This window comes from Franconibacter pulveris, assembly GCF_056780215.1.
The window spans coordinates 4,232,369-4,250,563 of record NZ_CM165555.1 but is presented as its reverse complement, the minus strand read 5'-3'; the positions used below and the strand labels follow the sequence as shown (position 1 = coordinate 4,250,563).

At 51.1% G+C, this 18,195-nt stretch carries 33 protein-coding genes; 32 read left to right on the top strand and 1 reads right to left on the bottom strand.

Annotated elements, in window-relative coordinates; all coding sequences use genetic code 11:
• Nucleotides 1-5: 5 nt before the first annotated feature.
• From tusB to bfr, 7 genes are all read left to right on the top strand, one after another.
• A complete protein-coding gene (tusB, locus tag ACU4F7_RS20135) occupies nucleotides 6-293 on the top strand; it encodes a sulfurtransferase complex subunit TusB (protein WP_481637628.1) in 288 nt (95 codons plus the stop codon).
• A 125-nt stretch (nucleotides 294-418) separates the two neighbouring features.
• Nucleotides 419-793: a 30S ribosomal protein S12 gene (gene rpsL, locus ACU4F7_RS20130; RefSeq protein WP_002436309.1), complete on the top strand. Its 375-nt coding sequence runs from the start codon at nucleotides 419-421 to the stop codon at nucleotides 791-793.
• Between the two features lie 96 nt (nucleotides 794-889).
• The gene (gene rpsG, locus ACU4F7_RS20125) at nucleotides 890-1,360 is read left to right on the top strand and encodes a 30S ribosomal protein S7 (protein WP_024558557.1); all 471 of its coding nucleotides are present in this window, start codon (nucleotides 890-892) and stop codon (nucleotides 1,358-1,360) included.
• Between the two features lie 97 nt (nucleotides 1,361-1,457).
• The gene (gene fusA, locus ACU4F7_RS20120) at nucleotides 1,458-3,572 is read left to right on the top strand and encodes an elongation factor G (RefSeq protein WP_024558558.1); all 2,115 of its coding nucleotides are present in this window, start codon (nucleotides 1,458-1,460) and stop codon (nucleotides 3,570-3,572) included.
• A gap of 67 nt (nucleotides 3,573-3,639) precedes the next feature.
• Complete coding sequence (gene tuf / locus ACU4F7_RS20115) at nucleotides 3,640-4,824, top strand: elongation factor Tu (protein WP_048888810.1); 1,185 nt, start codon at nucleotides 3,640-3,642, stop codon at nucleotides 4,822-4,824.
• 200 nt (nucleotides 4,825-5,024) lie between these two features.
• Nucleotides 5,025-5,219, top strand: a complete 195-nt coding sequence (gene bfd / locus ACU4F7_RS20110) for a bacterioferritin-associated ferredoxin (RefSeq protein WP_029590164.1) — start codon at nucleotides 5,025-5,027, stop codon at nucleotides 5,217-5,219.
• A gap of 71 nt (nucleotides 5,220-5,290) precedes the next feature.
• Nucleotides 5,291-5,767 (top strand): bacterioferritin, encoded by a 477-nt coding sequence (gene bfr, locus ACU4F7_RS20105; protein ID WP_024558309.1) that lies wholly within the window; start codon nucleotides 5,291-5,293, stop codon nucleotides 5,765-5,767.
• Here the strand turns inward: bfr and ACU4F7_RS20100 are convergent.
• On the bottom strand, nucleotides 5,751-6,242 hold the full coding sequence (locus ACU4F7_RS20100; RefSeq protein WP_029590163.1) for a prepilin peptidase: 492 nt from the start codon (nucleotides 6,240-6,242) through the stop codon (nucleotides 5,751-5,753). The genes bfr and ACU4F7_RS20100 overlap by 17 nt on opposite strands.
• A gap of 367 nt (nucleotides 6,243-6,609) precedes the next feature.
• On the opposite strand from ACU4F7_RS20100, the gene rpsJ reads away from it, so the two are divergent.
• From rpsJ to rpsK, 25 genes are all read left to right on the top strand, one after another.
• Nucleotides 6,610-6,921 carry a 30S ribosomal protein S10 gene (gene rpsJ / locus ACU4F7_RS20095; protein WP_001181005.1) on the top strand — a complete coding sequence of 104 codons (312 nt, stop codon included), beginning with the start codon at nucleotides 6,610-6,612 and terminating at the stop codon, nucleotides 6,919-6,921.
• A 32-nt stretch (nucleotides 6,922-6,953) separates the two neighbouring features.
• Nucleotides 6,954-7,583 carry a 50S ribosomal protein L3 gene (gene rplC / locus ACU4F7_RS20090; protein ID WP_007681261.1) on the top strand — a complete coding sequence of 210 codons (630 nt, stop codon included), beginning with the start codon at nucleotides 6,954-6,956 and terminating at the stop codon, nucleotides 7,581-7,583.
• Between the two features lie 10 nt (nucleotides 7,584-7,593).
• Nucleotides 7,594-8,199 (top strand): 50S ribosomal protein L4, encoded by a 606-nt coding sequence (gene rplD, locus ACU4F7_RS20085; protein WP_024558311.1) that lies wholly within the window; start codon nucleotides 7,594-7,596, stop codon nucleotides 8,197-8,199.
• Nucleotides 8,196-8,498 carry a 50S ribosomal protein L23 gene (gene rplW, locus ACU4F7_RS20080; RefSeq protein WP_004388606.1) on the top strand — a complete coding sequence of 101 codons (303 nt, stop codon included), beginning with the start codon at nucleotides 8,196-8,198 and terminating at the stop codon, nucleotides 8,496-8,498. Before rplD ends, rplW begins: the two co-directional genes overlap by 4 nt.
• Nucleotides 8,499-8,515: 17 nt before the next feature.
• Entirely contained in the window at nucleotides 8,516-9,337 is an 822-nt protein-coding gene (gene rplB, locus ACU4F7_RS20075; RefSeq protein ID WP_029590162.1) for a 50S ribosomal protein L2, read from the top strand.
• A 16-nt stretch (nucleotides 9,338-9,353) separates the two neighbouring features.
• Nucleotides 9,354-9,632: a 30S ribosomal protein S19 gene (gene rpsS / locus ACU4F7_RS20070; protein WP_001138115.1), complete on the top strand. Its 279-nt coding sequence runs from the start codon at nucleotides 9,354-9,356 to the stop codon at nucleotides 9,630-9,632.
• 14 nt (nucleotides 9,633-9,646) lie between these two features.
• Nucleotides 9,647-9,979, top strand: a complete 333-nt coding sequence (rplV, locus tag ACU4F7_RS20065; RefSeq protein WP_002919773.1) for a 50S ribosomal protein L22 — start codon at nucleotides 9,647-9,649, stop codon at nucleotides 9,977-9,979.
• A gap of 17 nt (nucleotides 9,980-9,996) precedes the next feature.
• Nucleotides 9,997-10,698, top strand: a complete 702-nt coding sequence (rpsC, locus tag ACU4F7_RS20060; protein WP_000529945.1) for a 30S ribosomal protein S3 — start codon at nucleotides 9,997-9,999, stop codon at nucleotides 10,696-10,698.
• A 12-nt stretch (nucleotides 10,699-10,710) separates the two neighbouring features.
• Nucleotides 10,711-11,121, top strand: a complete 411-nt coding sequence (rplP, locus tag ACU4F7_RS20055) for a 50S ribosomal protein L16 (protein WP_002438716.1) — start codon at nucleotides 10,711-10,713, stop codon at nucleotides 11,119-11,121.
• Nucleotides 11,121-11,312: a 50S ribosomal protein L29 gene (rpmC, locus tag ACU4F7_RS20050; protein WP_004388609.1), complete on the top strand. Its 192-nt coding sequence runs from the start codon at nucleotides 11,121-11,123 to the stop codon at nucleotides 11,310-11,312. Before rplP ends, rpmC begins: the two co-directional genes overlap by 1 nt.
• Nucleotides 11,312-11,566: a 30S ribosomal protein S17 gene (gene rpsQ / locus ACU4F7_RS20045; protein ID WP_000130100.1), complete on the top strand. Its 255-nt coding sequence runs from the start codon at nucleotides 11,312-11,314 to the stop codon at nucleotides 11,564-11,566. Before rpmC ends, rpsQ begins: the two co-directional genes overlap by 1 nt.
• A gap of 165 nt (nucleotides 11,567-11,731) precedes the next feature.
• Entirely contained in the window at nucleotides 11,732-12,103 is a 372-nt protein-coding gene (gene rplN / locus ACU4F7_RS20040) for a 50S ribosomal protein L14 (RefSeq protein ID WP_004388611.1), read from the top strand.
• Between the two features lie 10 nt (nucleotides 12,104-12,113).
• Nucleotides 12,114-12,428, top strand: coding sequence for a 50S ribosomal protein L24 (rplX, locus tag ACU4F7_RS20035; protein WP_024551595.1), 315 nt, complete (start codon nucleotides 12,114-12,116; stop codon nucleotides 12,426-12,428).
• Between the two features lie 14 nt (nucleotides 12,429-12,442).
• The gene (gene rplE, locus ACU4F7_RS20030) at nucleotides 12,443-12,982 is read left to right on the top strand and encodes a 50S ribosomal protein L5 (protein WP_007702494.1); all 540 of its coding nucleotides are present in this window, start codon (nucleotides 12,443-12,445) and stop codon (nucleotides 12,980-12,982) included.
• A 14-nt stretch (nucleotides 12,983-12,996) separates the two neighbouring features.
• Nucleotides 12,997-13,302 (top strand): 30S ribosomal protein S14, encoded by a 306-nt coding sequence (gene rpsN, locus ACU4F7_RS20025; protein WP_004388614.1) that lies wholly within the window; start codon nucleotides 12,997-12,999, stop codon nucleotides 13,300-13,302.
• 33 nt (nucleotides 13,303-13,335) lie between these two features.
• Nucleotides 13,336-13,728, top strand: a complete 393-nt coding sequence (rpsH, locus tag ACU4F7_RS20020; protein ID WP_024558312.1) for a 30S ribosomal protein S8 — start codon at nucleotides 13,336-13,338, stop codon at nucleotides 13,726-13,728.
• Nucleotides 13,729-13,740: 12 nt separating this feature from the next.
• Nucleotides 13,741-14,274: a 50S ribosomal protein L6 gene (gene rplF / locus ACU4F7_RS20015; RefSeq protein ID WP_029590161.1), complete on the top strand. Its 534-nt coding sequence runs from the start codon at nucleotides 13,741-13,743 to the stop codon at nucleotides 14,272-14,274.
• 9 nt (nucleotides 14,275-14,283) lie between these two features.
• Nucleotides 14,284-14,637 (top strand): 50S ribosomal protein L18, encoded by a 354-nt coding sequence (gene rplR, locus ACU4F7_RS20010; RefSeq protein WP_017460073.1) that lies wholly within the window; start codon nucleotides 14,284-14,286, stop codon nucleotides 14,635-14,637.
• A 14-nt stretch (nucleotides 14,638-14,651) separates the two neighbouring features.
• Nucleotides 14,652-15,152 carry a 30S ribosomal protein S5 gene (rpsE, locus tag ACU4F7_RS20005; protein ID WP_024551601.1) on the top strand — a complete coding sequence of 167 codons (501 nt, stop codon included), beginning with the start codon at nucleotides 14,652-14,654 and terminating at the stop codon, nucleotides 15,150-15,152.
• 6 nt (nucleotides 15,153-15,158) lie between these two features.
• On the top strand, nucleotides 15,159-15,338 hold the full coding sequence (gene rpmD / locus ACU4F7_RS20000; RefSeq protein WP_004846568.1) for a 50S ribosomal protein L30: 180 nt from the start codon (nucleotides 15,159-15,161) through the stop codon (nucleotides 15,336-15,338).
• A gap of 3 nt (nucleotides 15,339-15,341) precedes the next feature.
• Nucleotides 15,342-15,776, top strand: coding sequence for a 50S ribosomal protein L15 (rplO, locus tag ACU4F7_RS19995; protein WP_024558314.1), 435 nt, complete (start codon nucleotides 15,342-15,344; stop codon nucleotides 15,774-15,776).
• A 7-nt stretch (nucleotides 15,777-15,783) separates the two neighbouring features.
• Nucleotides 15,784-17,115 (top strand): preprotein translocase subunit SecY, encoded by a 1,332-nt coding sequence (gene secY / locus ACU4F7_RS19990; protein ID WP_024551603.1) that lies wholly within the window; start codon nucleotides 15,784-15,786, stop codon nucleotides 17,113-17,115.
• Nucleotides 17,116-17,145: 30 nt separating this feature from the next.
• The gene (gene rpmJ / locus ACU4F7_RS19985; protein WP_000868187.1) at nucleotides 17,146-17,262 is read left to right on the top strand and encodes a 50S ribosomal protein L36; all 117 of its coding nucleotides are present in this window, start codon (nucleotides 17,146-17,148) and stop codon (nucleotides 17,260-17,262) included.
• 146 nt (nucleotides 17,263-17,408) lie between these two features.
• Entirely contained in the window at nucleotides 17,409-17,765 is a 357-nt protein-coding gene (gene rpsM, locus ACU4F7_RS19980) for a 30S ribosomal protein S13 (protein ID WP_004388620.1), read from the top strand.
• 16 nt (nucleotides 17,766-17,781) lie between these two features.
• A complete protein-coding gene (gene rpsK / locus ACU4F7_RS19975; protein WP_002919257.1) occupies nucleotides 17,782-18,171 on the top strand; it encodes a 30S ribosomal protein S11 in 390 nt (129 codons plus the stop codon).
• Nucleotides 18,172-18,195: the final 24 nt, after the last annotated feature.

Here is an 18,195-nt window from a genome sequence, read left to right as displayed (position 1 = left end):
CTGGCATGCTGCATACGCTTTCTCATTCTCCCTGGCAGTGCGACGTTGAGGCGTTGCTGCGTACGCTTAGCGCTGGCGACGACCTGCTGCTGATTCAGGATGGCGTGCTGGCCGGTATTAAAGGCAGCCGCTTCCTTGAATTATTGCTTAGCGCCCCCATCTCTGTGTACGCGTTGAACGATGACATCGAAGCGCGTGGCTTGTCCGCTCAATTTTCGAACAGTATCGACAGGGTTGGCTATACTCATTTCGTCAGCCTCACGGTAAAACATCGCAATCAAATCGCCTGGTAACGCCGGGATCGCTGTATATTTCTTGACACCTTTTCGGCTCAGCCCTAAAATTCCGCGTCCTCATATTATATGGGGACGATTTATTACGTGTTTACGAAGCAAAAGCTAAAACCAGGAGCTATTTAATGGCAACAGTTAACCAGCTGGTACGCAAACCACGCTCTCGCAAAGTTGCAAAAAGCAACGTGCCGGCGCTGGAAGCATGCCCGCAAAAACGTGGCGTATGTACTCGCGTATATACCACCACCCCGAAAAAACCGAACTCCGCGCTGCGTAAAGTATGCCGTGTTCGTCTGACTAACGGTTTTGAAGTGACTTCCTACATCGGTGGTGAAGGTCACAACCTGCAGGAGCACTCCGTGATCCTGATCCGTGGCGGTCGTGTTAAAGACCTCCCGGGTGTTCGTTACCACACCGTTCGTGGTGCGCTTGACTGCTCCGGCGTTAAAGACCGTAAGCAGGCTCGCTCCAAGTACGGCGTGAAGCGTCCTAAGGCTTAATGGTTCTCCGTTAAGTAAGGCCAAACGTTTTATTTTTAATGTCAAACTAAACTCGTAGAGTTTTGGACAATCCTGAATTAACAACGGAGTATTTCCATGCCACGTCGTCGCGTCATTGGTCAGCGTAAAATTCTGCCGGATCCGAAGTTCGGATCAGAACTGCTGGCTAAATTTGTGAACATCCTGATGGTAGATGGTAAAAAATCTACTGCCGAAGCAATCGTATACAGCGCGCTGGAGACCCTGGCTCAGCGTTCTGGTAAATCTGAACTGGAAGCTTTCGAAGTAGCTCTCGAAAACGTGCGCCCGACTGTCGAAGTTAAGTCTCGCCGCGTTGGTGGTTCTACTTATCAGGTACCAGTTGAAGTCCGTCCGGTTCGCCGCAATGCTCTGGCAATGCGTTGGATCGTTGAAGCTGCTCGTAAACGCGGTGATAAATCCATGGCTCTGCGCCTGGCGAACGAACTTTCTGATGCTGCAGACAACAAAGGTACTGCAGTTAAGAAACGTGAAGACGTTCACCGTATGGCAGAAGCCAACAAGGCGTTCGCACACTACCGTTGGTAATCCCTTCGGCATGTTAGTCACCAGACGGGCGCTTGAGATAAGTCGCCCGTTCTGGGTAACTTAATCTGAGCGCCTAAAGAAACAAACGAGGAATCAAATGGCTCGTACAACACCCATCGCACGCTATCGTAACATCGGTATCAGTGCGCATATCGACGCCGGTAAGACCACTACTACCGAACGTATTCTGTTCTACACCGGTGTAAACCACAAAATCGGTGAAGTTCATGACGGCGCCGCAACCATGGACTGGATGGAGCAGGAGCAGGAGCGTGGTATCACCATTACCTCCGCTGCGACTACCGCATTCTGGTCTGGTATGGCTAAGCAGTATGAACCGCATCGTATCAACATCATCGACACCCCGGGGCACGTTGACTTCACCATCGAAGTAGAACGTTCCATGCGTGTTCTTGACGGTGCGGTAATGGTTTACTGCGCAGTTGGTGGTGTTCAGCCGCAGTCTGAAACCGTATGGCGTCAGGCTAACAAATACAAAGTTCCGCGTATCGCGTTCGTTAACAAAATGGACCGTATGGGCGCGAACTTCCTGAAAGTCGTTAACCAGATCAAAACCCGTCTGGGCGCGAACCCGGTTCCGCTGCAGCTGGCGATTGGCGCTGAAGAAGGCTTCACCGGTGTTGTTGACCTGGTGAAAATGAAAGCCATCAACTGGAACGACGCAGACCAGGGCGTAACCTTCGAATACGAAGATATCCCGGCTGAGATGCAGGACCTGGCTGACGAATGGCACCAGAACCTGATCGAATCCGCAGCTGAAGCTTCTGAAGAGCTGATGGAGAAATACCTGGGTGGTGAAGAACTGACTGAAGAAGAGATTAAATCCGCTCTGCGTCAGCGTGTTCTTAACAACGAAATCATCCTGGTAACCTGTGGTTCTGCGTTCAAGAACAAAGGTGTTCAGGCGATGCTGGATGCGGTAGTTGACTACCTGCCGTCCCCGGTAGACGTTCCTGCGATCAACGGTATCCTGGACGACGGTAAAGACACTCCGGCTGAGCGTCACGCAAGCGACGACGAGCCGTTCTCTGCACTGGCGTTTAAAATTGCTACCGACCCGTTCGTTGGTAACCTGACGTTCTTCCGCGTGTATTCTGGCGTGGTTAACTCCGGTGACACCATCCTGAACTCCGTGAAAGCTGCTCGTGAGCGTTTCGGTCGTATCGTACAGATGCATGCGAACAAACGTGAAGAGATTAAAGAAGTTCGTGCAGGCGACATCGCTGCTGCTATCGGTCTGAAAGACGTGACTACTGGTGACACCCTGTGTGACCCGAATGCGCCGATCATTCTGGAGCGTATGGAGTTCCCTGAGCCGGTAATCTCTATCGCGGTTGAACCGAAAACCAAAGCTGACCAGGAAAAAATGGGTCTGGCTCTGGGCCGTCTGGCTAAAGAAGACCCGTCTTTCCGTGTATGGACTGACGAAGAATCTAACCAGACCATCATCGCTGGTATGGGTGAACTGCACCTGGACATCATCGTTGACCGTATGAAGCGCGAGTTCAACGTTGAAGCTAACGTAGGTAAACCTCAGGTTGCTTACCGCGAAGCGATTCGCAGCAAAGTTACCGATATCGAAGGTAAACACGCTAAGCAGTCTGGTGGTCGCGGTCAGTATGGTCATGTTGTTATCGACATGTACCCGCTGGAGCCGGGCTCAAATCCGAAAGGTTACGAGTTCATCAACGACATCAAAGGCGGCGTAATTCCTGGCGAATACATCCCGGCCGTTGATAAAGGTATCCAGGAGCAGCTGAAGTCTGGCCCGCTGGCTGGTTATCCGGTAGTTGACATGGGCGTGCGTCTGCACTTCGGTTCTTACCACGACGTTGACTCCTCTGAACTGGCGTTTAAACTGGCTGCTTCTATCGCCTTTAAAGAAGGCTTTAAGAAAGCAAACCCAGTTCTGCTTGAGCCGATCATGAAGGTTGAAGTAGAAACTCCGGAAGAGAACACCGGTGACGTTATCGGTGACTTGAGCCGTCGTCGCGGTATGCTGCGTGGTCAGGAGTCCGAAGTAACTGGCGTTAAGATCCACGCTGAAGTTCCGCTGTCTGAAATGTTCGGATATGCAACTCAGCTGCGTTCTCTGACCAAAGGTCGTGCATCATACACTATGGAATTCCTGAAGTATGATGATGCGCCGAACAACGTTGCTCAGGCCGTAATCGAAGCCCGTGGTAAATAAGCCGCAGGGTTAAAAACAAAGTCCCGTGCCCCCTCGATGAGGGGGCGCTATAGTAAGGAATATAGCCGTGTCTAAAGAAAAATTTGAACGTACAAAACCGCACGTCAACGTCGGTACTATCGGCCACGTTGACCATGGTAAAACTACCCTGACTGCTGCCATCACTACCGTTCTGGCTAAAACCTACGGTGGTTCTGCTCGTGCATTCGATCAGATCGATAACGCGCCGGAAGAGAAAGCTCGTGGTATCACCATCAACACCTCTCACGTTGAATACGACACCCCGACCCGTCACTACGCGCACGTTGACTGCCCGGGCCACGCCGACTACGTGAAAAACATGATCACCGGTGCTGCTCAGATGGACGGCGCTATCCTGGTTGTTGCTGCGACTGACGGCCCGATGCCGCAGACCCGTGAGCACATCCTGCTGGGTCGTCAGGTAGGCGTTCCGTACATCATCGTGTTCCTGAACAAGTGCGACATGGTTGATGACGAAGAGCTGCTGGAACTGGTAGAGATGGAAGTTCGCGAACTGCTGTCTCAGTACGACTTCCCGGGCGACGACACCCCGATCGTACGTGGTTCCGCTCTGAAAGCGCTGGAAGGCGACGCTGAGTGGGAAGCGAAAATCATCGAACTGGCTGGCTTCCTGGATTCCTACATCCCGGAACCGGAGCGCGCAATTGACAAGCCGTTCCTGCTGCCGATCGAAGACGTATTCTCCATCTCCGGTCGTGGTACCGTTGTTACCGGTCGTGTAGAGCGCGGTATCATCAAAGTGGGTGAAGAAGTTGAAATTGTTGGTATCAAGGATACCGCGAAATCCACCTGTACCGGTGTTGAAATGTTCCGCAAACTGCTGGACGAAGGCCGTGCGGGCGAGAACGTTGGCGTTCTGCTGCGTGGTATCAAGCGTGAAGAAATCGAACGTGGCCAGGTACTGGCGAAGCCGGGCACCATCAAGCCGCACACCAAGTTCGAATCTGAAGTGTACATTCTGTCCAAAGATGAAGGCGGCCGTCACACTCCGTTCTTCAAAGGCTACCGTCCGCAGTTCTACTTCCGTACCACTGACGTGACTGGCACCATCGAACTGCCGGAAGGCGTGGAGATGGTAATGCCGGGCGACAACATCAAAATGGTTGTTACCCTGATCCACCCGATCGCGATGGACGACGGTCTGCGTTTCGCAATCCGCGAAGGCGGCCGTACCGTTGGCGCGGGCGTGGTTGCTAAAGTTCTGGGTTAATTCTCCTGAACGGAAAAGGGCGCTTCGGCGCCCTTTTTTATTGCCCTGACTTCTTTAAACAGGCCACTTTCACAGAGTGCCGTATCTGTCACATTTGTTCGCACTTATCTTAAATTTCCCCTACGGGCAGCCGCCGCTGTGCTATTGTAATCATAACTATTCTCATTTACACTTTGAGCATAAATTAAACGGGAGCCATCATGTACGTTTGTTTGTGTAACGGTGTAAGTGATAAAAAAATTCGTGAGGCGGTACGCCAGTTTCACCCCCAGTCTTTTCAGCAGCTTCGGAAATTTATCCCGGTCGGCAACCAATGCGGTAAATGCGTGCGAGCTGCGCGTGAAATAATGCAGGAAGAGCTGATACAGATCCCGGAATACAAAGAGATTGCCTGAAGCTTTATCTTTTTTTTGACTTACTCCGCAGCGCATCTACGCTTCAAGTAGTGGAAGCGGAGGGAAGAAAAATGAAAGGTGATATTAAGATAATAACTTATCTCAATAAATTATTGGGAAATGAGCTGGTCGCAATTAATCAGTACTTTCTCCATGCGAGAATGTTTAAGAACTGGGGCCTGATGCGCCTCAATGATGTTGAATACCACGAATCAATCGATGAAATGAAACATGCCGATCAATATATTGAGAGGATTTTGTTTCTGGAAGGTATTCCCAATCTGCAGGACCTGGGAAAACTTCACATCGGTGAGGATGTTGAAGAGATGCTGCGCTCAGACCTCGCACTTGAGATGGAGGGGGCGAAGGATCTGCGTGAAGCTATCGCTTATGCTGACAGCATCCATGACTACGTCAGCCGTGACATGATGATCAAAATTCTTGCCGACGAAGAGCATCATATTGACTGGCTGGAGACGGAGTTAGACCTCATCAGCAAGATTGGTCTGCAAAACTACATCCAGTCCCAAATCAAAGAAGAGTCTTGATGCTTTGCTCTACCGGTGCGTAAAAAGTTCGGCAACTGACAATCAACCCCGCAGCGACCAGAAAAGGTCCAAATGGCTGCGGGGTTTTTAATATCTGTTGCCGATGGAAGAGTGTCGCGCCCGCAATAAGGGCGATAAGTCCGCCGGCGGCGGCAAGAAAAACAATGGCTGCGATCTCCTGCCAGCCATGCCAGGCTCCGAGAGCGGCGAGTAGCTTCACATCGCCAAACCCCAGTCCTTCATAACCTCGCCATCTTCTAAAAACCCAGGATACAGTCCAGAAGAAAAGATAGCCTGCTATCGCTCCGCTTACGGCAGCCTGTAAAAATTCGTTCTTCCAGAGCAGATAAAAAGCCAGACCGCTCCAGAGAAGAGGGCAGGTGAGGCGATCCGGTAAGAATCCCGTTTTATAGTCCGTCCAGGCCAATCGCAGACTCAGCAGGTAATAAAGGCTAATAAATAGAAGAGCTACCATAACAACGCCTCGCTTTGTTTTGCGCTCATCCTAGAGGCGTTTCTGGAAGAAAAAAGGGTGATGAAAAAAAAGCACGGCGCTCCTTCTGATATTTCTCCAGATGTTGCACCGCATTGCAGCGATGAACGAGAAAGCTCCCGTGCGCTTATTTTATAATCACTACTTGCGCCTGCGTGAGATTTACGTATAATGCGCGGGCCTGTCATTAATGACGGCCGGTTCAATCAGAACCCTGGCAACGTCTTTTTTGTTGCCAACAATGTTCCCAATCGGGGAACTACGCAAGAACGGTTACACTCCCCCATCAATCGTAATGGGTGCGAGGAGTAATCATTTTCGTCTATAAAATAATTGGAGCTCTGGTCTCATGCAGAACCAAAGAATCCGTATCCGCCTGAAAGCGTTTGATCATCGCCTGATCGATCAATCAACTGCGGAAATCGTCGAGACTGCTAAGCGCACTGGTGCGCAAGTCCGTGGTCCGATCCCGCTGCCGACCCGCAAAGAGCGCTTCACCGTTCTGATCTCCCCGCACGTTAACAAAGACGCGCGCGATCAGTACGAAATCCGCACTCACAAGCGTCTGGTTGACATCGTTGAGCCAACCGAGAAAACCGTTGATGCTCTGATGCGTCTGGATCTGGCTGCCGGTGTAGACGTGCAGATCAGCCTGGGTTAATCAGGTCATTGAGCGATTGAGAGGTTGAAACAATGATTGGTTTAGTCGGTAAAAAAGTGGGTATGACCCGCATCTTCACTGAAGAAGGCGTTTCTATCCCAGTAACCGTTATCGAAGTTGAAGCAAACCGCGTTACTCAGGTTAAAGATCTGGCTAACGATGGCTACCGCGCTGTACAGGTTACCACCGGTGCTAAAAAAGCTAACCGCGTAACCAAGCCGGAAGCGGGTCACTTCGCTAAAGCTGGCGTAGAAGCCGGCCGTGGTCTGTGGGAATTCCGCCTCGCTGATGGCGAAGAATACACCGTAGGTCAGAGCATTAGCGTTGAGCTGTTTGCTGAAGTTAAAAAAGTAGACGTAACTGGCACCTCTAAAGGTAAAGGTTTCGCAGGTACCGTTAAGCGCTGGAACTTCCGTACCCAGGACGCTACTCACGGTAACTCCTTGTCTCACCGCGTTCCGGGTTCTATCGGTCAGAACCAGACTCCGGGCAAAGTGTTCAAAGGCAAGAAAATGGCAGGTCAGCTGGGTAACGAGCGTGTAACCGTTCAGAGCCTGGACGTAGTACGTGTTGACGCTGAGCGCAACCTGCTGCTGGTTAAAGGTGCTGTCCCGGGTGCGACCGGTAGCGACCTGATCGTTAAACCAGCTGTGAAGGCGTGAGGAGATAGCAATGGAATTAGTACTGAAAGACGCGCAGAGCGCGCTGACTGTTTCCGAAACTACCTTCGGTCGTGATTTCAACGAAGCGCTGGTACACCAGGTTGTAGTTGCTTACGCAGCTGGTGCTCGTCAGGGTACTCGTGCTCAGAAGACCCGTGCTGAAGTGACTGGCTCCGGTAAAAAACCGTGGCGCCAGAAAGGTACTGGCCGTGCGCGTTCCGGTTCCATCAAGAGCCCGATCTGGCGCTCTGGTGGCGTAACCTTCGCTGCGCGTCCGCAGGACCACAGTCAAAAAGTTAACAAAAAGATGTACCGCGGCGCGCTGAAAAGCATCCTGTCCGAACTGGTACGTCAGGATCGTCTGATCGTAGTCGAAAAGTTCTCTGTAGAAGCGCCGAAAACCAAGCTGCTGGCACAGAAACTGAAAGACATGGCTCTGGAAGATGTGCTGATCATCACCGGTGAACTGGACGAGAACCTGTTCCTGGCTGCGCGCAACCTGCACAAGGTTGACGTACGCGATGCTGCAGGTATCGACCCGGTTAGCCTGATCGCCTTCGACAAAGTCGTAATGACTGCTGATGCTGTTAAGCAAGTTGAGGAGATGCTGGCATGATTCGTGAAGAACGTCTGCTGAAGGTGCTGCGCGCACCGCACGTTTCTGAAAAAGCGTCTACTGCGATGGAAAAAACCAACACCATCGTTCTCAAAGTTGCTAAAGACGCGACTAAAGCAGAAATCAAAGCTGCTGTGCAGAAACTGTTTGAAGTCGAAGTCGAAGTCGTTAACACCCTGGTTGTTAAAGGGAAAGTTAAACGTCACGGACAGCGTATCGGTCGTCGTAGCGACTGGAAAAAAGCTTACGTCACCCTGAAAGAAGGCCAGAACCTGGACTTCATCGGCGGCGCTGAGTAAGTCGGAGGAGTAATACAATGGCAGTTGTTAAATGTAAACCGACATCTCCGGGTCGTCGCCACGTTGTTAAAGTGGTTAACCCTGAGCTGCACAAGGGCAAACCTTTTGCTCCGCTGCTGGAAAAAAACAGCAAAAGCGGTGGTCGTAACAACAATGGCCGTATCACCACCCGTCACATCGGTGGTGGCCACAAGCAGGCTTACCGTCTGGTTGACTTCAAACGCAACAAAGATGGTATCCCGGCAGTTGTTGAACGTCTTGAGTACGATCCGAACCGTTCCGCGAACATCGCGCTGGTTCTGTACAAAGACGGCGAGCGCCGTTACATCCTGGCCCCGAAAGGCCTGAAAGCTGGCGACCAGATTCAGTCTGGCGTTGATGCTGCAATCAAACCTGGCAACACCCTGCCGATGCGCAATATCCCGGTTGGTTCTACCGTTCATAACGTAGAAATGAAACCAGGCAAAGGCGGTCAGCTGGCTCGTTCCGCTGGTACTTACGTACAGATCGTTGCGCGTGATGGTGCTTATGTCACCCTGCGTCTGCGCTCTGGCGAAATGCGTAAAGTAGAAGCTGAGTGCCGTGCAACTCTGGGCGAAGTTGGCAATGCTGAGCATATGCTGCGCGTTCTGGGTAAAGCAGGTGCTGCACGCTGGCGTGGTGTTCGTCCTACCGTTCGCGGTACTGCGATGAACCCGGTAGACCACCCACATGGTGGTGGTGAAGGTCGTAACTTTGGTAAGCACCCGGTAACTCCGTGGGGCGTACAGACCAAAGGTAAGAAGACCCGCAGCAACAAGCGTACTGATAAATTCATCGTACGTCGCCGTAGCAAATAATTTTAGAGGATAAGCCATGCCACGTTCTCTCAAGAAAGGTCCTTTTATTGACCTGCACTTGCTGAAGAAGGTAGAGAAAGCGGTGGAAAGCGGTGACAAGAAGCCCCTGCGCACTTGGTCCCGTCGTTCAACGATCTTTCCAAACATGATCGGTTTGACCATCGCTGTCCATAATGGTCGTCAGCACGTTCCAGTATTCGTTTCCGACGAAATGGTCGGTCACAAACTGGGTGAATTCGCACCGACTCGTACTTATCGCGGCCACGCTGCTGATAAAAAAGCGAAGAAGAAATAAGGTAGGAGGAAGAGATGGAAACTTTAGCTCAACATCGCCATGCTCGTTCTTCTGCTCAGAAGGTTCGCCTTGTTGCTGACCTGATTCGCGGTAAGAAAGTGTCGCAGGCTCTGGATATTCTGACCTACACCAACAAGAAAGCGGCTGTACTGGTCAAGAAAGTTCTGGAATCTGCCATTGCTAACGCTGAACACAACGATGGCGCTGACATCGACGATCTGAAAGTCGCGAAAATCTTCGTAGACGAAGGCCCGAGCATGAAGCGCATTATGCCGCGTGCGAAAGGTCGTGCAGATCGCATCCTGAAGCGCACCAGCCACATCACTGTGGTTGTGTCCGATCGCTGAGACTCTGGAGACTAGCAATGGGTCAGAAAGTACATCCTAATGGTATTCGCCTGGGTATTGTAAAACCATGGAACTCTACCTGGTTTGCGAACACCAAAGAATTCGCTGACAACCTGGACAGCGACTTTAAAGTACGTCAGTACCTGACTAAGGAACTGGCTAAAGCGTCCGTATCTCGTATCGTTATCGAGCGTCCGGCTAAGAGCATCCGTGTGACCATTCACACTGCTCGCCCGGGCATCGTTATCGGTAAGAAAGGCGAAGACGTAGAAAAACTGCGCAAGGTCGTAGCGGACATCGCTGGCGTTCCTGCTCAGATCAACATCGCTGAAGTTCGTAAGCCTGAACTGGACGCAAAACTGGTTGCTGACAGCATCACTTCTCAGCTGGAACGTCGCGTTATGTTCCGTCGTGCTATGAAGCGTGCTGTACAGAACGCAATGCGTCTGGGCGCTAAAGGTATCAAAGTTGAAGTTAGCGGCCGTCTGGGCGGCGCGGAGATCGCACGTACTGAATGGTACCGTGAAGGTCGTGTTCCGCTGCACACCCTGCGTGCTGACATTGACTACAACACCTCTGAAGCGCACACCACTTATGGTGTAATTGGCGTTAAAGTGTGGATCTTCAAAGGTGAGATCCTGGGTGGTATGGCTGCTGTTGAACAACCGGAAAAACCGGCTGCTCAACCGAAAAAGCAGCAGCGTAAAGGCCGTAAATAAGGAGCGTCGCTGATGTTACAACCAAAGCGTACAAAATTCCGTAAAGTGCACAAAGGCCGCAACCGTGGTCTGGCGCAGGGTACGGATGTTAGCTTCGGCACCTTCGGTCTGAAAGCTGTTGGCCGTGGTCGTCTGACTGCACGTCAGATCGAAGCAGCACGTCGTGCTATGACCCGTGCAGTTAAGCGTCAGGGTAAGATCTGGATCCGTGTATTCCCGGACAAACCGATCACCGAGAAGCCGCTCGAAGTGCGTATGGGTAAAGGTAAAGGTAACGTGGAGTATTGGGTTGCCTTGATTCAGCCGGGTAAAGTCCTGTACGAAATGGACGGTGTGCCGGAAGAGCTGGCCCGTGAAGCATTCAAGCTGGCAGCAGCGAAACTGCCGATTAAAACCACCTTTGTAACTAAGACGGTGATGTAATGAAAGCAAAAGAGCTGCGTGAGAAGAGTGTTGAAGAGCTGAACACCGAGCTGCTTAACTTACTGCGCGAGCAGTTCAACCTGCGTATGCAGGCTGCAAGTGGCCAGCTGCAACAGACTCACCTGTTGAAGCAAGTGCGTCGTGATGTCGCACGCGTTAAGACTTTACTGACTGAGAAGGCGGGTGCGTAATGACCGATAAAATCCGTACTCTGCAAGGTCGCGTTGTTAGCGACAAAATGGAGAAATCCATCGTTGTTGCTATCGAGCGTTTTGTGAAACACCCGATCTACGGTAAATTCATCAAGCGTACGACCAAACTGCACGTACATGACGAGAACAACGAATGCGGTATCGGCGACGTGGTTGAAATCCGCGAATGCCGTCCGCTGTCCAAGACTAAGTCCTGGACTCTGGTTCGCGTTGTAGAGAAAGCGGTTCTGTAATACAGTAAGCGCTCTCAACAGATAAACGGCTCAGCGATGAGCCGTTTATTTTTTCTACCCATATCTTGTGAGTGGTGTTATAATGCCGCGCCCTCGATTATGGGGTTTTTTAACGACCTGAATTTCGGGTCCCGAAGTAGTAGTTGACATTAGCGGAGCACTGAAATGATCCAAGAACAGACTATGCTGAACGTCGCCGACAACTCCGGCGCGCGTCGCGTAATGTGTATCAAGGTTCTGGGTGGCTCGCACCGTCGCTACGCAGGCGTCGGCGATATCATCAAGATCACCATCAAGGAAGCAATTCCGCGTGGTAAGGTCAAAAAAGGTGATGTGCTGAAGGCGGTAGTGGTGCGCACCAAGAAGGGTGTTCGTCGCCCTGACGGTTCTGTCGTTCGCTTCGATGGCAATGCTTGTGTTCTTCTGAACAACAACAGCGAGCAGCCTATCGGTACGCGTATTTTTGGGCCGGTTACTCGTGAACTTCGTTCTGAGAAGTTTATGAAAATCATCTCTCTGGCACCAGAAGTACTCTAAGGAGCGAATCATGGCAGCGAAAATCCGTCGTGATGACGAAGTTATCGTGTTAACCGGTAAAGATAAAGGTAAGCGCGGTAAAGTAAAAAATGTTCTGTCTTCCGGCAAAGTTATTGTTGAAGGCATCAACCTGGTTAAGAAACATCAGAAGCCTGTTCCGGCTTTGAACCAGGCGGGTGGCATCGTTGAGAAAGAAGCCGCTATTCAGGTTTCCAACGTTGCACTCTTCAATGCGGCAACCGGCAAGGCTGACCGTGTAGGCTTTAGATTTGAAGACGGCAAAAAAGTCCGTTTCTTTAAATCTAATGGCGAAACTATCAAGTAATTTGGAGTAGTACGATGGCGAAACTGCATGATTACTACAAAGACGAAGTAGTTAATAAACTCATGACTGAGTTTAACTACAATTCTGTCATGCAAGTCCCTCGGGTCGAGAAGATCACCCTGAACATGGGTGTTGGTGAAGCGATCGCTGACAAGAAACTGCTGGATAACGCAGCAGCTGACCTGGCAGCAATCTCCGGTCAAAAACCGCTGATCACCAAAGCACGCAAATCTGTTGCAGGCTTCAAAATCCGTCAGGGCTATCCGATCGGCTGTAAAGTAACTCTGCGTGGCGAACGCATGTGGGAGTTCTTTGAGCGTCTGATCACTATTGCTGTACCGCGTATCCGCGACTTCCGTGGTCTGTCTGCGAAGTCTTTCGACGGTCGTGGCAACTACAGCATGGGTGTCCGTGAGCAGATCATCTTCCCGGAAATCGACTATGACAAAGTCGATCGCGTTCGTGGTTTGGATATTACCATTACCACTACTGCGAAATCCGACGAAGAAGGCCGTGCTCTGCTGGCTGCCTTTGACTTCCCGTTCCGCAAGTAAGGTAGGGTTACTTCATGGCTAAGCAATCAATGAAAGCACGCGAAGTAAAACGCGTAGCTTTGGCTGAAAAATACTTCGCTAAACGCGCTGAACTGAAAGCGATCATTTCTGATGTGAACGCCTCCGACGAAGATCGTTGGAATGCCGTTCTCAAGCTGCAGACTCTGCCGCGTGATTCCAGCCCGTCTCGTCAGCGTAACCGCTGCCGCCAAACTGGTCGTCCGCACGCTTTCCTGCGGAAGTTCGGGTTGAGCCGTATCAAGGTCCGTGAAGCCGCTATGCGCGGTGAAATCCCGGGTCTGAAAAAGGCTAGCTGGTAATTGTCACCAATTGAATCACGGGAGTAAAGACAGATGAGCATGCAAGATCCGATCGCGGATATGCTGACCCGTATCCGTAACGGTCAGGCCGCGAACAAAGCTGCGGTCACCATGCCTTCCTCCAAGCTGAAAGTGGCAATTGCCAACGTGCTGAAGGAAGAAGGTTTTATTGAAGATTTCAAAACTGAAGGCGACACCAAGCCGGAACTGGAACTGACTCTTAAGTATTTCCAGGGTAAAGCTGTGGTAGAAAGCATTCAGCGTGTCAGCCGCCCTGGTCTGCGCATCTACAAACGTAAAGATGAGCTGCCGAAAGTTATGGGTGGTCTGGGTATTGCTGTCATTTCTACCTCTAAAGGTGTTATGACTGATCGTGCAGCGCGCCAGGCTGGTCTGGGCGGCGAAATTATCTGCTACGTAGCCTAATCGGAGGAAAAAATGTCTCGTGTTGCTAAAGCACCGGTCGTTATTCCTGCCGGCGTAGAGGTAAAACTCAACGGTCAGGTTATTTCGATCAAAGGTAAAAACGGCGAGCTGACTCGTACTCTCAACGAGGCTGTTGAAGTAAAACAGGCAGATAACGCTCTGACCTTCGGTCCGCGTGATGGTTACGTGGATGGTTGGGCTCAGGCTGGCACCGCTCGTGCCCTGCTGAACTCAATGGTTATCGGTGTTACCGAAGGCTTCACTAAGAAGCTGCAGCTGGTTGGTGTAGGTTATCGTGCGGCAGTCAAAGGTAATGTAGTAAACCTGTCTCTGGGTTTCTCTCATCCTGTTGACCATCAGCTGCCTGCTGGGATCACTGCGGAATGTCCGTCTCAGACTGAAATCGTACTGAAAGGTGCGGATAAACAGCTGATCGGCCAGGTAGCAGCTGACCTGCGCGCCTACCGTCGTCCTGAGCCTTACAAAGGCAAGGGTGTTCGTTACGCCGACGAAGTCGTGCGTACCAAAGAGGCTAAGAAGAAGTAAGGTAACACTATGGATAAGAAATCTGCTCGTATCCGTCGTGCGACCCGCGCACGTCGCAAGCTCAAAGAGCTTGGTGCGACCCGCCTGGTGGTACATCGTACCCCGCGTCATATTTACGCACAGGTAATCGCATCGAACGGTTCTGAAGTTCTGGTAGCTGCTTCTACTGTAGAAAAAGCTATCTCTGAGCAACTGAAGTACACCGGCAACAAAGACGCCGCTGCAGCTGTAGGTAAAGCTGTTGCTGAACGCGCTCTTGAAAAAGGCATTAAAGATGTCTCTTTCGACCGTTCCGGTTTCCAATATCATGGTCGTGTCCAGGCACTGGCAGATGCTGCCCGTGAAGCTGGCCTTCAGTTCTAAGGTAGAGGTGTAAGATGGCTCACATCGAGAAACAGGCTGGCGAACTGCAGGAAAAGCTGATCGCGGTTAACCGCGTATCTAAAACCGTTAAAGGTGGTCGTATTTTTAGCTTCACCGCTCTGACTGTAGTGGGTGATGGCAATGGCCGCGTTGGTTTTGGTTACGGTAAAGCACGCGAAGTTCCGGCAGCGATCCAGAAAGCGATGGAAAAAGCCCGTCGCAACATGATTAACGTCGCGCTGAACCACGGCACCCTGCAGCACCCGGTTAAAGGTGCTCACACGGGTTCTCGTGTATTCATGCAGCCGGCTTCCGAAGGTACCGGTATCATCGCCGGTGGTGCAATGCGCGCCGTTCTGGAAGTCGCTGGGGTTCATAACGTTCTGGCTAAAGCCTATGGTTCCACCAACCCGATTAACGTGGTTCGTGCAACTATCGACGGCCTGGAAAGCATGAAATCTCCAGAAATGGTCGCTGCCAAGCGTGGTAAATCCGTTGAAGAAATTCTGGGGTAATTGACCATGGCAAAGACTATTAAAATTACTCAAACCCGCAGTGCAATCGGTCGTCTGCCAAAACACAAGGCAACGCTGCTTGGCCTGGGTCTGCGTCGTATTGGTCATACTGTAGAGCGTGAGGATACTCCCGCGGTTCGCGGTATGGTCAACGCGGTTTCCTACATGGTTAAAGTTGAGGAGTAAGAGATGCGTTTAAATACTCTGTCTCCGGCCGAAGGGTCTAAGCACGCGTCTAAGCGTCTGGGTCGTGGTATCGGTTCTGGCCTCGGTAAAACCGGCGGTCGTGGTCACAAAGGTCAGAAATCTCGTTCTGGCGGTGGCGTACGTCGTGGTTTCGAGGGCGGCCAGATGCCTCTGTACCGTCGTCTGCCGAAATTCGGTTTTACTTCCCGCAAAGCGATGGTTACGGCAGAAGTTCGTCTGTCTGACCTGGCTAAAGTGGAAGGCGGCGTAGTTGACCTGAACACGCTGAAAGCAGCAAACATTATCGGTATTCAGATCGAGTTCGCGAAAGTGATCCTGTCTGGTGAAGTAACTGCTCCGGTAACTGTTCGCGGTCTGCGTGTCACTAAAGGCGCTCGTGCTGCTATCGAAGCTGCTGGCGGTAAAATTGAGGAATAAGTAGCAGATGGCAAAACAACCGGGATTAGATTTTCAAAGTGCTAAAGGCGGCCTTGGCGAACTGAAACGCAGACTGATGTTTGTTATCGGTGCGCTGATAGTGTTCCGTATTGGCTCTTTTATTCCGATCCCTGGTATTGATGCCGCTGTACTTGCCAAACTGCTTGAGCAACAGCGAGGCACCATCATTGAAATGTTCAACATGTTCTCTGGTGGTGCTCTCAGCCGTGCTTCTATCTTTGCTTTGGGTATTATGCCGTATATTTCGGCATCGATTATTATCCAACTGCTGACAGTCGTTCATCCGACTCTGGCGGAAATGAAGAAAGAAGGGGAGTCTGGTCGTCGTAAGATCAGCCAGTACACCCGTTACGGCACTCTGGTGCTGGCAATATTCCAGTCAATCGGTATTGCTACCGGTTTACCGAATATGCCTGGTATGCAAGGCCTGGTAATGAACCCGGGCTTTGCATTCTATTTCACCGCTGTTGTGAGCCTGGTTACCGGAACTATGTTCCTGATGTGGCTGGGCGAACAGATTACTGAACGTGGTATCGGTAACGGTATTTCGATCATTATCTTCGCGGGTATCGTTGCGGGGCTTCCGCCGGCCATTGGCCATACCATCGAGCAAGCGCGGCAAGGCGACCTGCACTTCCTCCTGTTGCTGTTGGTTGCAGTATTAGTATTTGCAGTGACCTTCTTCGTTGTTTTTGTTGAACGTGGTCAACGCCGCATTGTGGTGAACTACGCTAAGCGCCAACAAGGTCGTCGTGTCTATGCTGCACAGAGCACACATTTACCGCTGAAAGTGAATATGGCTGGCGTTATACCAGCAATCTTCGCTTCCAGTATTATTCTGTTCCCGGCAACCATCGCATCATGGTTCGGGGGCGGTACTGGTTGGAACTGGCTGACAACAATTTCGCTGTATTTGCAGCCTGGGCAACCGCTTTATGTGTTACTCTATGCGTCTGCAATCATCTTCTTCTGTTTCTTCTACACGGCGTTGGTTTTCAACCCGCGTGAAACAGCAGATAACCTGAAGAAGTCCGGTGCATTTGTACCAGGAATTCGTCCGGGAGAACAAACGGCGAAGTATATCGATAAAGTAATGACTCGTCTGACTCTGGTCGGTGCGCTGTATATTACCTTTATCTGCCTGATCCCGGAGTTCATGCGTGATGCAATGAAAGTACCGTTCTACTTCGGTGGGACCTCACTGCTTATCGTTGTCGTTGTCATCATGGACTTTATGGCTCAAGTGCAAACTCTCATGATGTCCAGTCAGTATGAGTCTGCATTGAAGAAAGCGAACCTCAAAGGCTATGGCCGTTAATGGTCGCTTGAGAAGTTACGGAGAGTAAAAATGAAAGTTCGTGCTTCCGTCAAGAAATTATGCCGTAACTGCAAAATCGTTAAGCGTGATGGTGTCATCCGTGTGATTTGCAGCGCCGAGCCGAAGCATAAACAGCGTCAAGGCTGATTATCTCGCATATTTTTCTTGCAAAGTTGGATTGAGCTGGCTAGATTAGCCAGCCAATCTTTTGTATGTCTGTGCGTATCCATTTGAGTATCCTGAAAACGGGCTTTTCAGTATGGTGCGCATTTATCAAATAGTAGGAGTGCATAGTGGCCCGTATAGCAGGCATTAACATTCCTGATCATAAACATGCCGTAATCGCATTAACCTCGATCTACGGTATCGGCAAAACCCGCTCTAAAGCTATCCTGGCTGCAGTAGGTTTCGCTGAAGATGTTAAGATCAGTGAGCTGTCTGAAGAACAAATCGACACGCTGCGTGACGAAGTTGCCAAATTTGTCGTTGAAGGTGATCTGCGCCGTGAAGTTAGCATGAGCATCAAGCGCCTGATGGATCTTGGTTGCTATCGCGGTTTGCGTCATCGTCGTGGTCTCCCGGTTCGCGGTCAGCGTACCAAGACCAACGCACGTACCCGTAAGGGTCCGCGCAAACCGATCAAGAAATAATCGGGGTGATTGAATAATGGCAAAGGCACCAATTCGTGCACGTAAGCGTGTAAGAAAGCAAGTCTCTGACGGCGTGGCTCATATCCATGCTTCTTTCAACAACACCATCGTTACTATTACTGATCGTCAGGGTAACGCTCTGGGTTGGGCAACTGCCGGTGGTTCCGGTTTCCGTGGTTCTCGCAAATCCACTCCGTTCGCAGCTCAGGTTGCAGCAGAGCGTTGCGCAGAAGCCGTGAAAGAATACGGTATCAAGAACCTGGAAGTTATGGTTAAGGGACCGGGTCCGGGCCGCGAATCTACTATTCGTGCTCTGAACGCCGCTGGTTTCCGCATCACTAATATTACTGATGTGACTCCGATCCCTCACAACGGTTGTCGTCCGCCGAAAAAACGTCGCGTATAACGCGCTCGTTTTCTAGGATTGTTG

Coding starts and splice junctions, on each gene's coding strand:
- rplC (WP_007681261.1), top strand. CDS start 6,954: ATGATTGGTTTAGTCGGTAAAAAAGTGGGTATGACCCGCATCTTCACT.
- rplR (WP_017460073.1), top strand. CDS start 14,284: ATGGATAAGAAATCTGCTCGTATCCGTCGTGCGACCCGCGCACGTCGC.
- ACU4F7_RS20100 (WP_029590163.1), bottom strand. CDS start 6,242: ATGGTAGCTCTTCTATTTATTAGCCTTTATTACCTGCTGAGTCTGCGA.
- rplO (WP_024558314.1), top strand. CDS start 15,342: ATGCGTTTAAATACTCTGTCTCCGGCCGAAGGGTCTAAGCACGCGTCT.
- rpsQ (WP_000130100.1), top strand. CDS start 11,312: ATGACCGATAAAATCCGTACTCTGCAAGGTCGCGTTGTTAGCGACAAA.
- rpsH (WP_024558312.1), top strand. CDS start 13,336: ATGAGCATGCAAGATCCGATCGCGGATATGCTGACCCGTATCCGTAAC.
- rpmJ (WP_000868187.1), top strand. CDS start 17,146: ATGAAAGTTCGTGCTTCCGTCAAGAAATTATGCCGTAACTGCAAAATC.
- rpsE (WP_024551601.1), top strand. CDS start 14,652: ATGGCTCACATCGAGAAACAGGCTGGCGAACTGCAGGAAAAGCTGATC.
- secY (WP_024551603.1), top strand. CDS start 15,784: ATGGCAAAACAACCGGGATTAGATTTTCAAAGTGCTAAAGGCGGCCTT.
- rplV (WP_002919773.1), top strand. CDS start 9,647: ATGGAAACTTTAGCTCAACATCGCCATGCTCGTTCTTCTGCTCAGAAG.
- rpsJ (WP_001181005.1), top strand. CDS start 6,610: ATGCAGAACCAAAGAATCCGTATCCGCCTGAAAGCGTTTGATCATCGC.
- rplB (WP_029590162.1), top strand. CDS start 8,516: ATGGCAGTTGTTAAATGTAAACCGACATCTCCGGGTCGTCGCCACGTT.
- rplF (WP_029590161.1), top strand. CDS start 13,741: ATGTCTCGTGTTGCTAAAGCACCGGTCGTTATTCCTGCCGGCGTAGAG.
- rpsS (WP_001138115.1), top strand. CDS start 9,354: ATGCCACGTTCTCTCAAGAAAGGTCCTTTTATTGACCTGCACTTGCTG.
- bfr (WP_024558309.1), top strand. CDS start 5,291: ATGAAAGGTGATATTAAGATAATAACTTATCTCAATAAATTATTGGGA.
- rpsG (WP_024558557.1), top strand. CDS start 890: ATGCCACGTCGTCGCGTCATTGGTCAGCGTAAAATTCTGCCGGATCCG.
- fusA (WP_024558558.1), top strand. CDS start 1,458: ATGGCTCGTACAACACCCATCGCACGCTATCGTAACATCGGTATCAGT.
- tusB (WP_481637628.1), top strand. CDS start 6: ATGCTGCATACGCTTTCTCATTCTCCCTGGCAGTGCGACGTTGAGGCG.
- rplX (WP_024551595.1), top strand. CDS start 12,114: ATGGCAGCGAAAATCCGTCGTGATGACGAAGTTATCGTGTTAACCGGT.
- rpsN (WP_004388614.1), top strand. CDS start 12,997: ATGGCTAAGCAATCAATGAAAGCACGCGAAGTAAAACGCGTAGCTTTG.
- rplD (WP_024558311.1), top strand. CDS start 7,594: ATGGAATTAGTACTGAAAGACGCGCAGAGCGCGCTGACTGTTTCCGAA.
- rplP (WP_002438716.1), top strand. CDS start 10,711: ATGTTACAACCAAAGCGTACAAAATTCCGTAAAGTGCACAAAGGCCGC.
- rpsK (WP_002919257.1), top strand. CDS start 17,782: ATGGCAAAGGCACCAATTCGTGCACGTAAGCGTGTAAGAAAGCAAGTC.
- rpsL (WP_002436309.1), top strand. CDS start 419: ATGGCAACAGTTAACCAGCTGGTACGCAAACCACGCTCTCGCAAAGTT.
- bfd (WP_029590164.1), top strand. CDS start 5,025: ATGTACGTTTGTTTGTGTAACGGTGTAAGTGATAAAAAAATTCGTGAG.
- rpmD (WP_004846568.1), top strand. CDS start 15,159: ATGGCAAAGACTATTAAAATTACTCAAACCCGCAGTGCAATCGGTCGT.
- rplN (WP_004388611.1), top strand. CDS start 11,732: ATGATCCAAGAACAGACTATGCTGAACGTCGCCGACAACTCCGGCGCG.
- rpsC (WP_000529945.1), top strand. CDS start 9,997: ATGGGTCAGAAAGTACATCCTAATGGTATTCGCCTGGGTATTGTAAAA.
- rplW (WP_004388606.1), top strand. CDS start 8,196: ATGATTCGTGAAGAACGTCTGCTGAAGGTGCTGCGCGCACCGCACGTT.
- rpmC (WP_004388609.1), top strand. CDS start 11,121: ATGAAAGCAAAAGAGCTGCGTGAGAAGAGTGTTGAAGAGCTGAACACC.
- rplE (WP_007702494.1), top strand. CDS start 12,443: ATGGCGAAACTGCATGATTACTACAAAGACGAAGTAGTTAATAAACTC.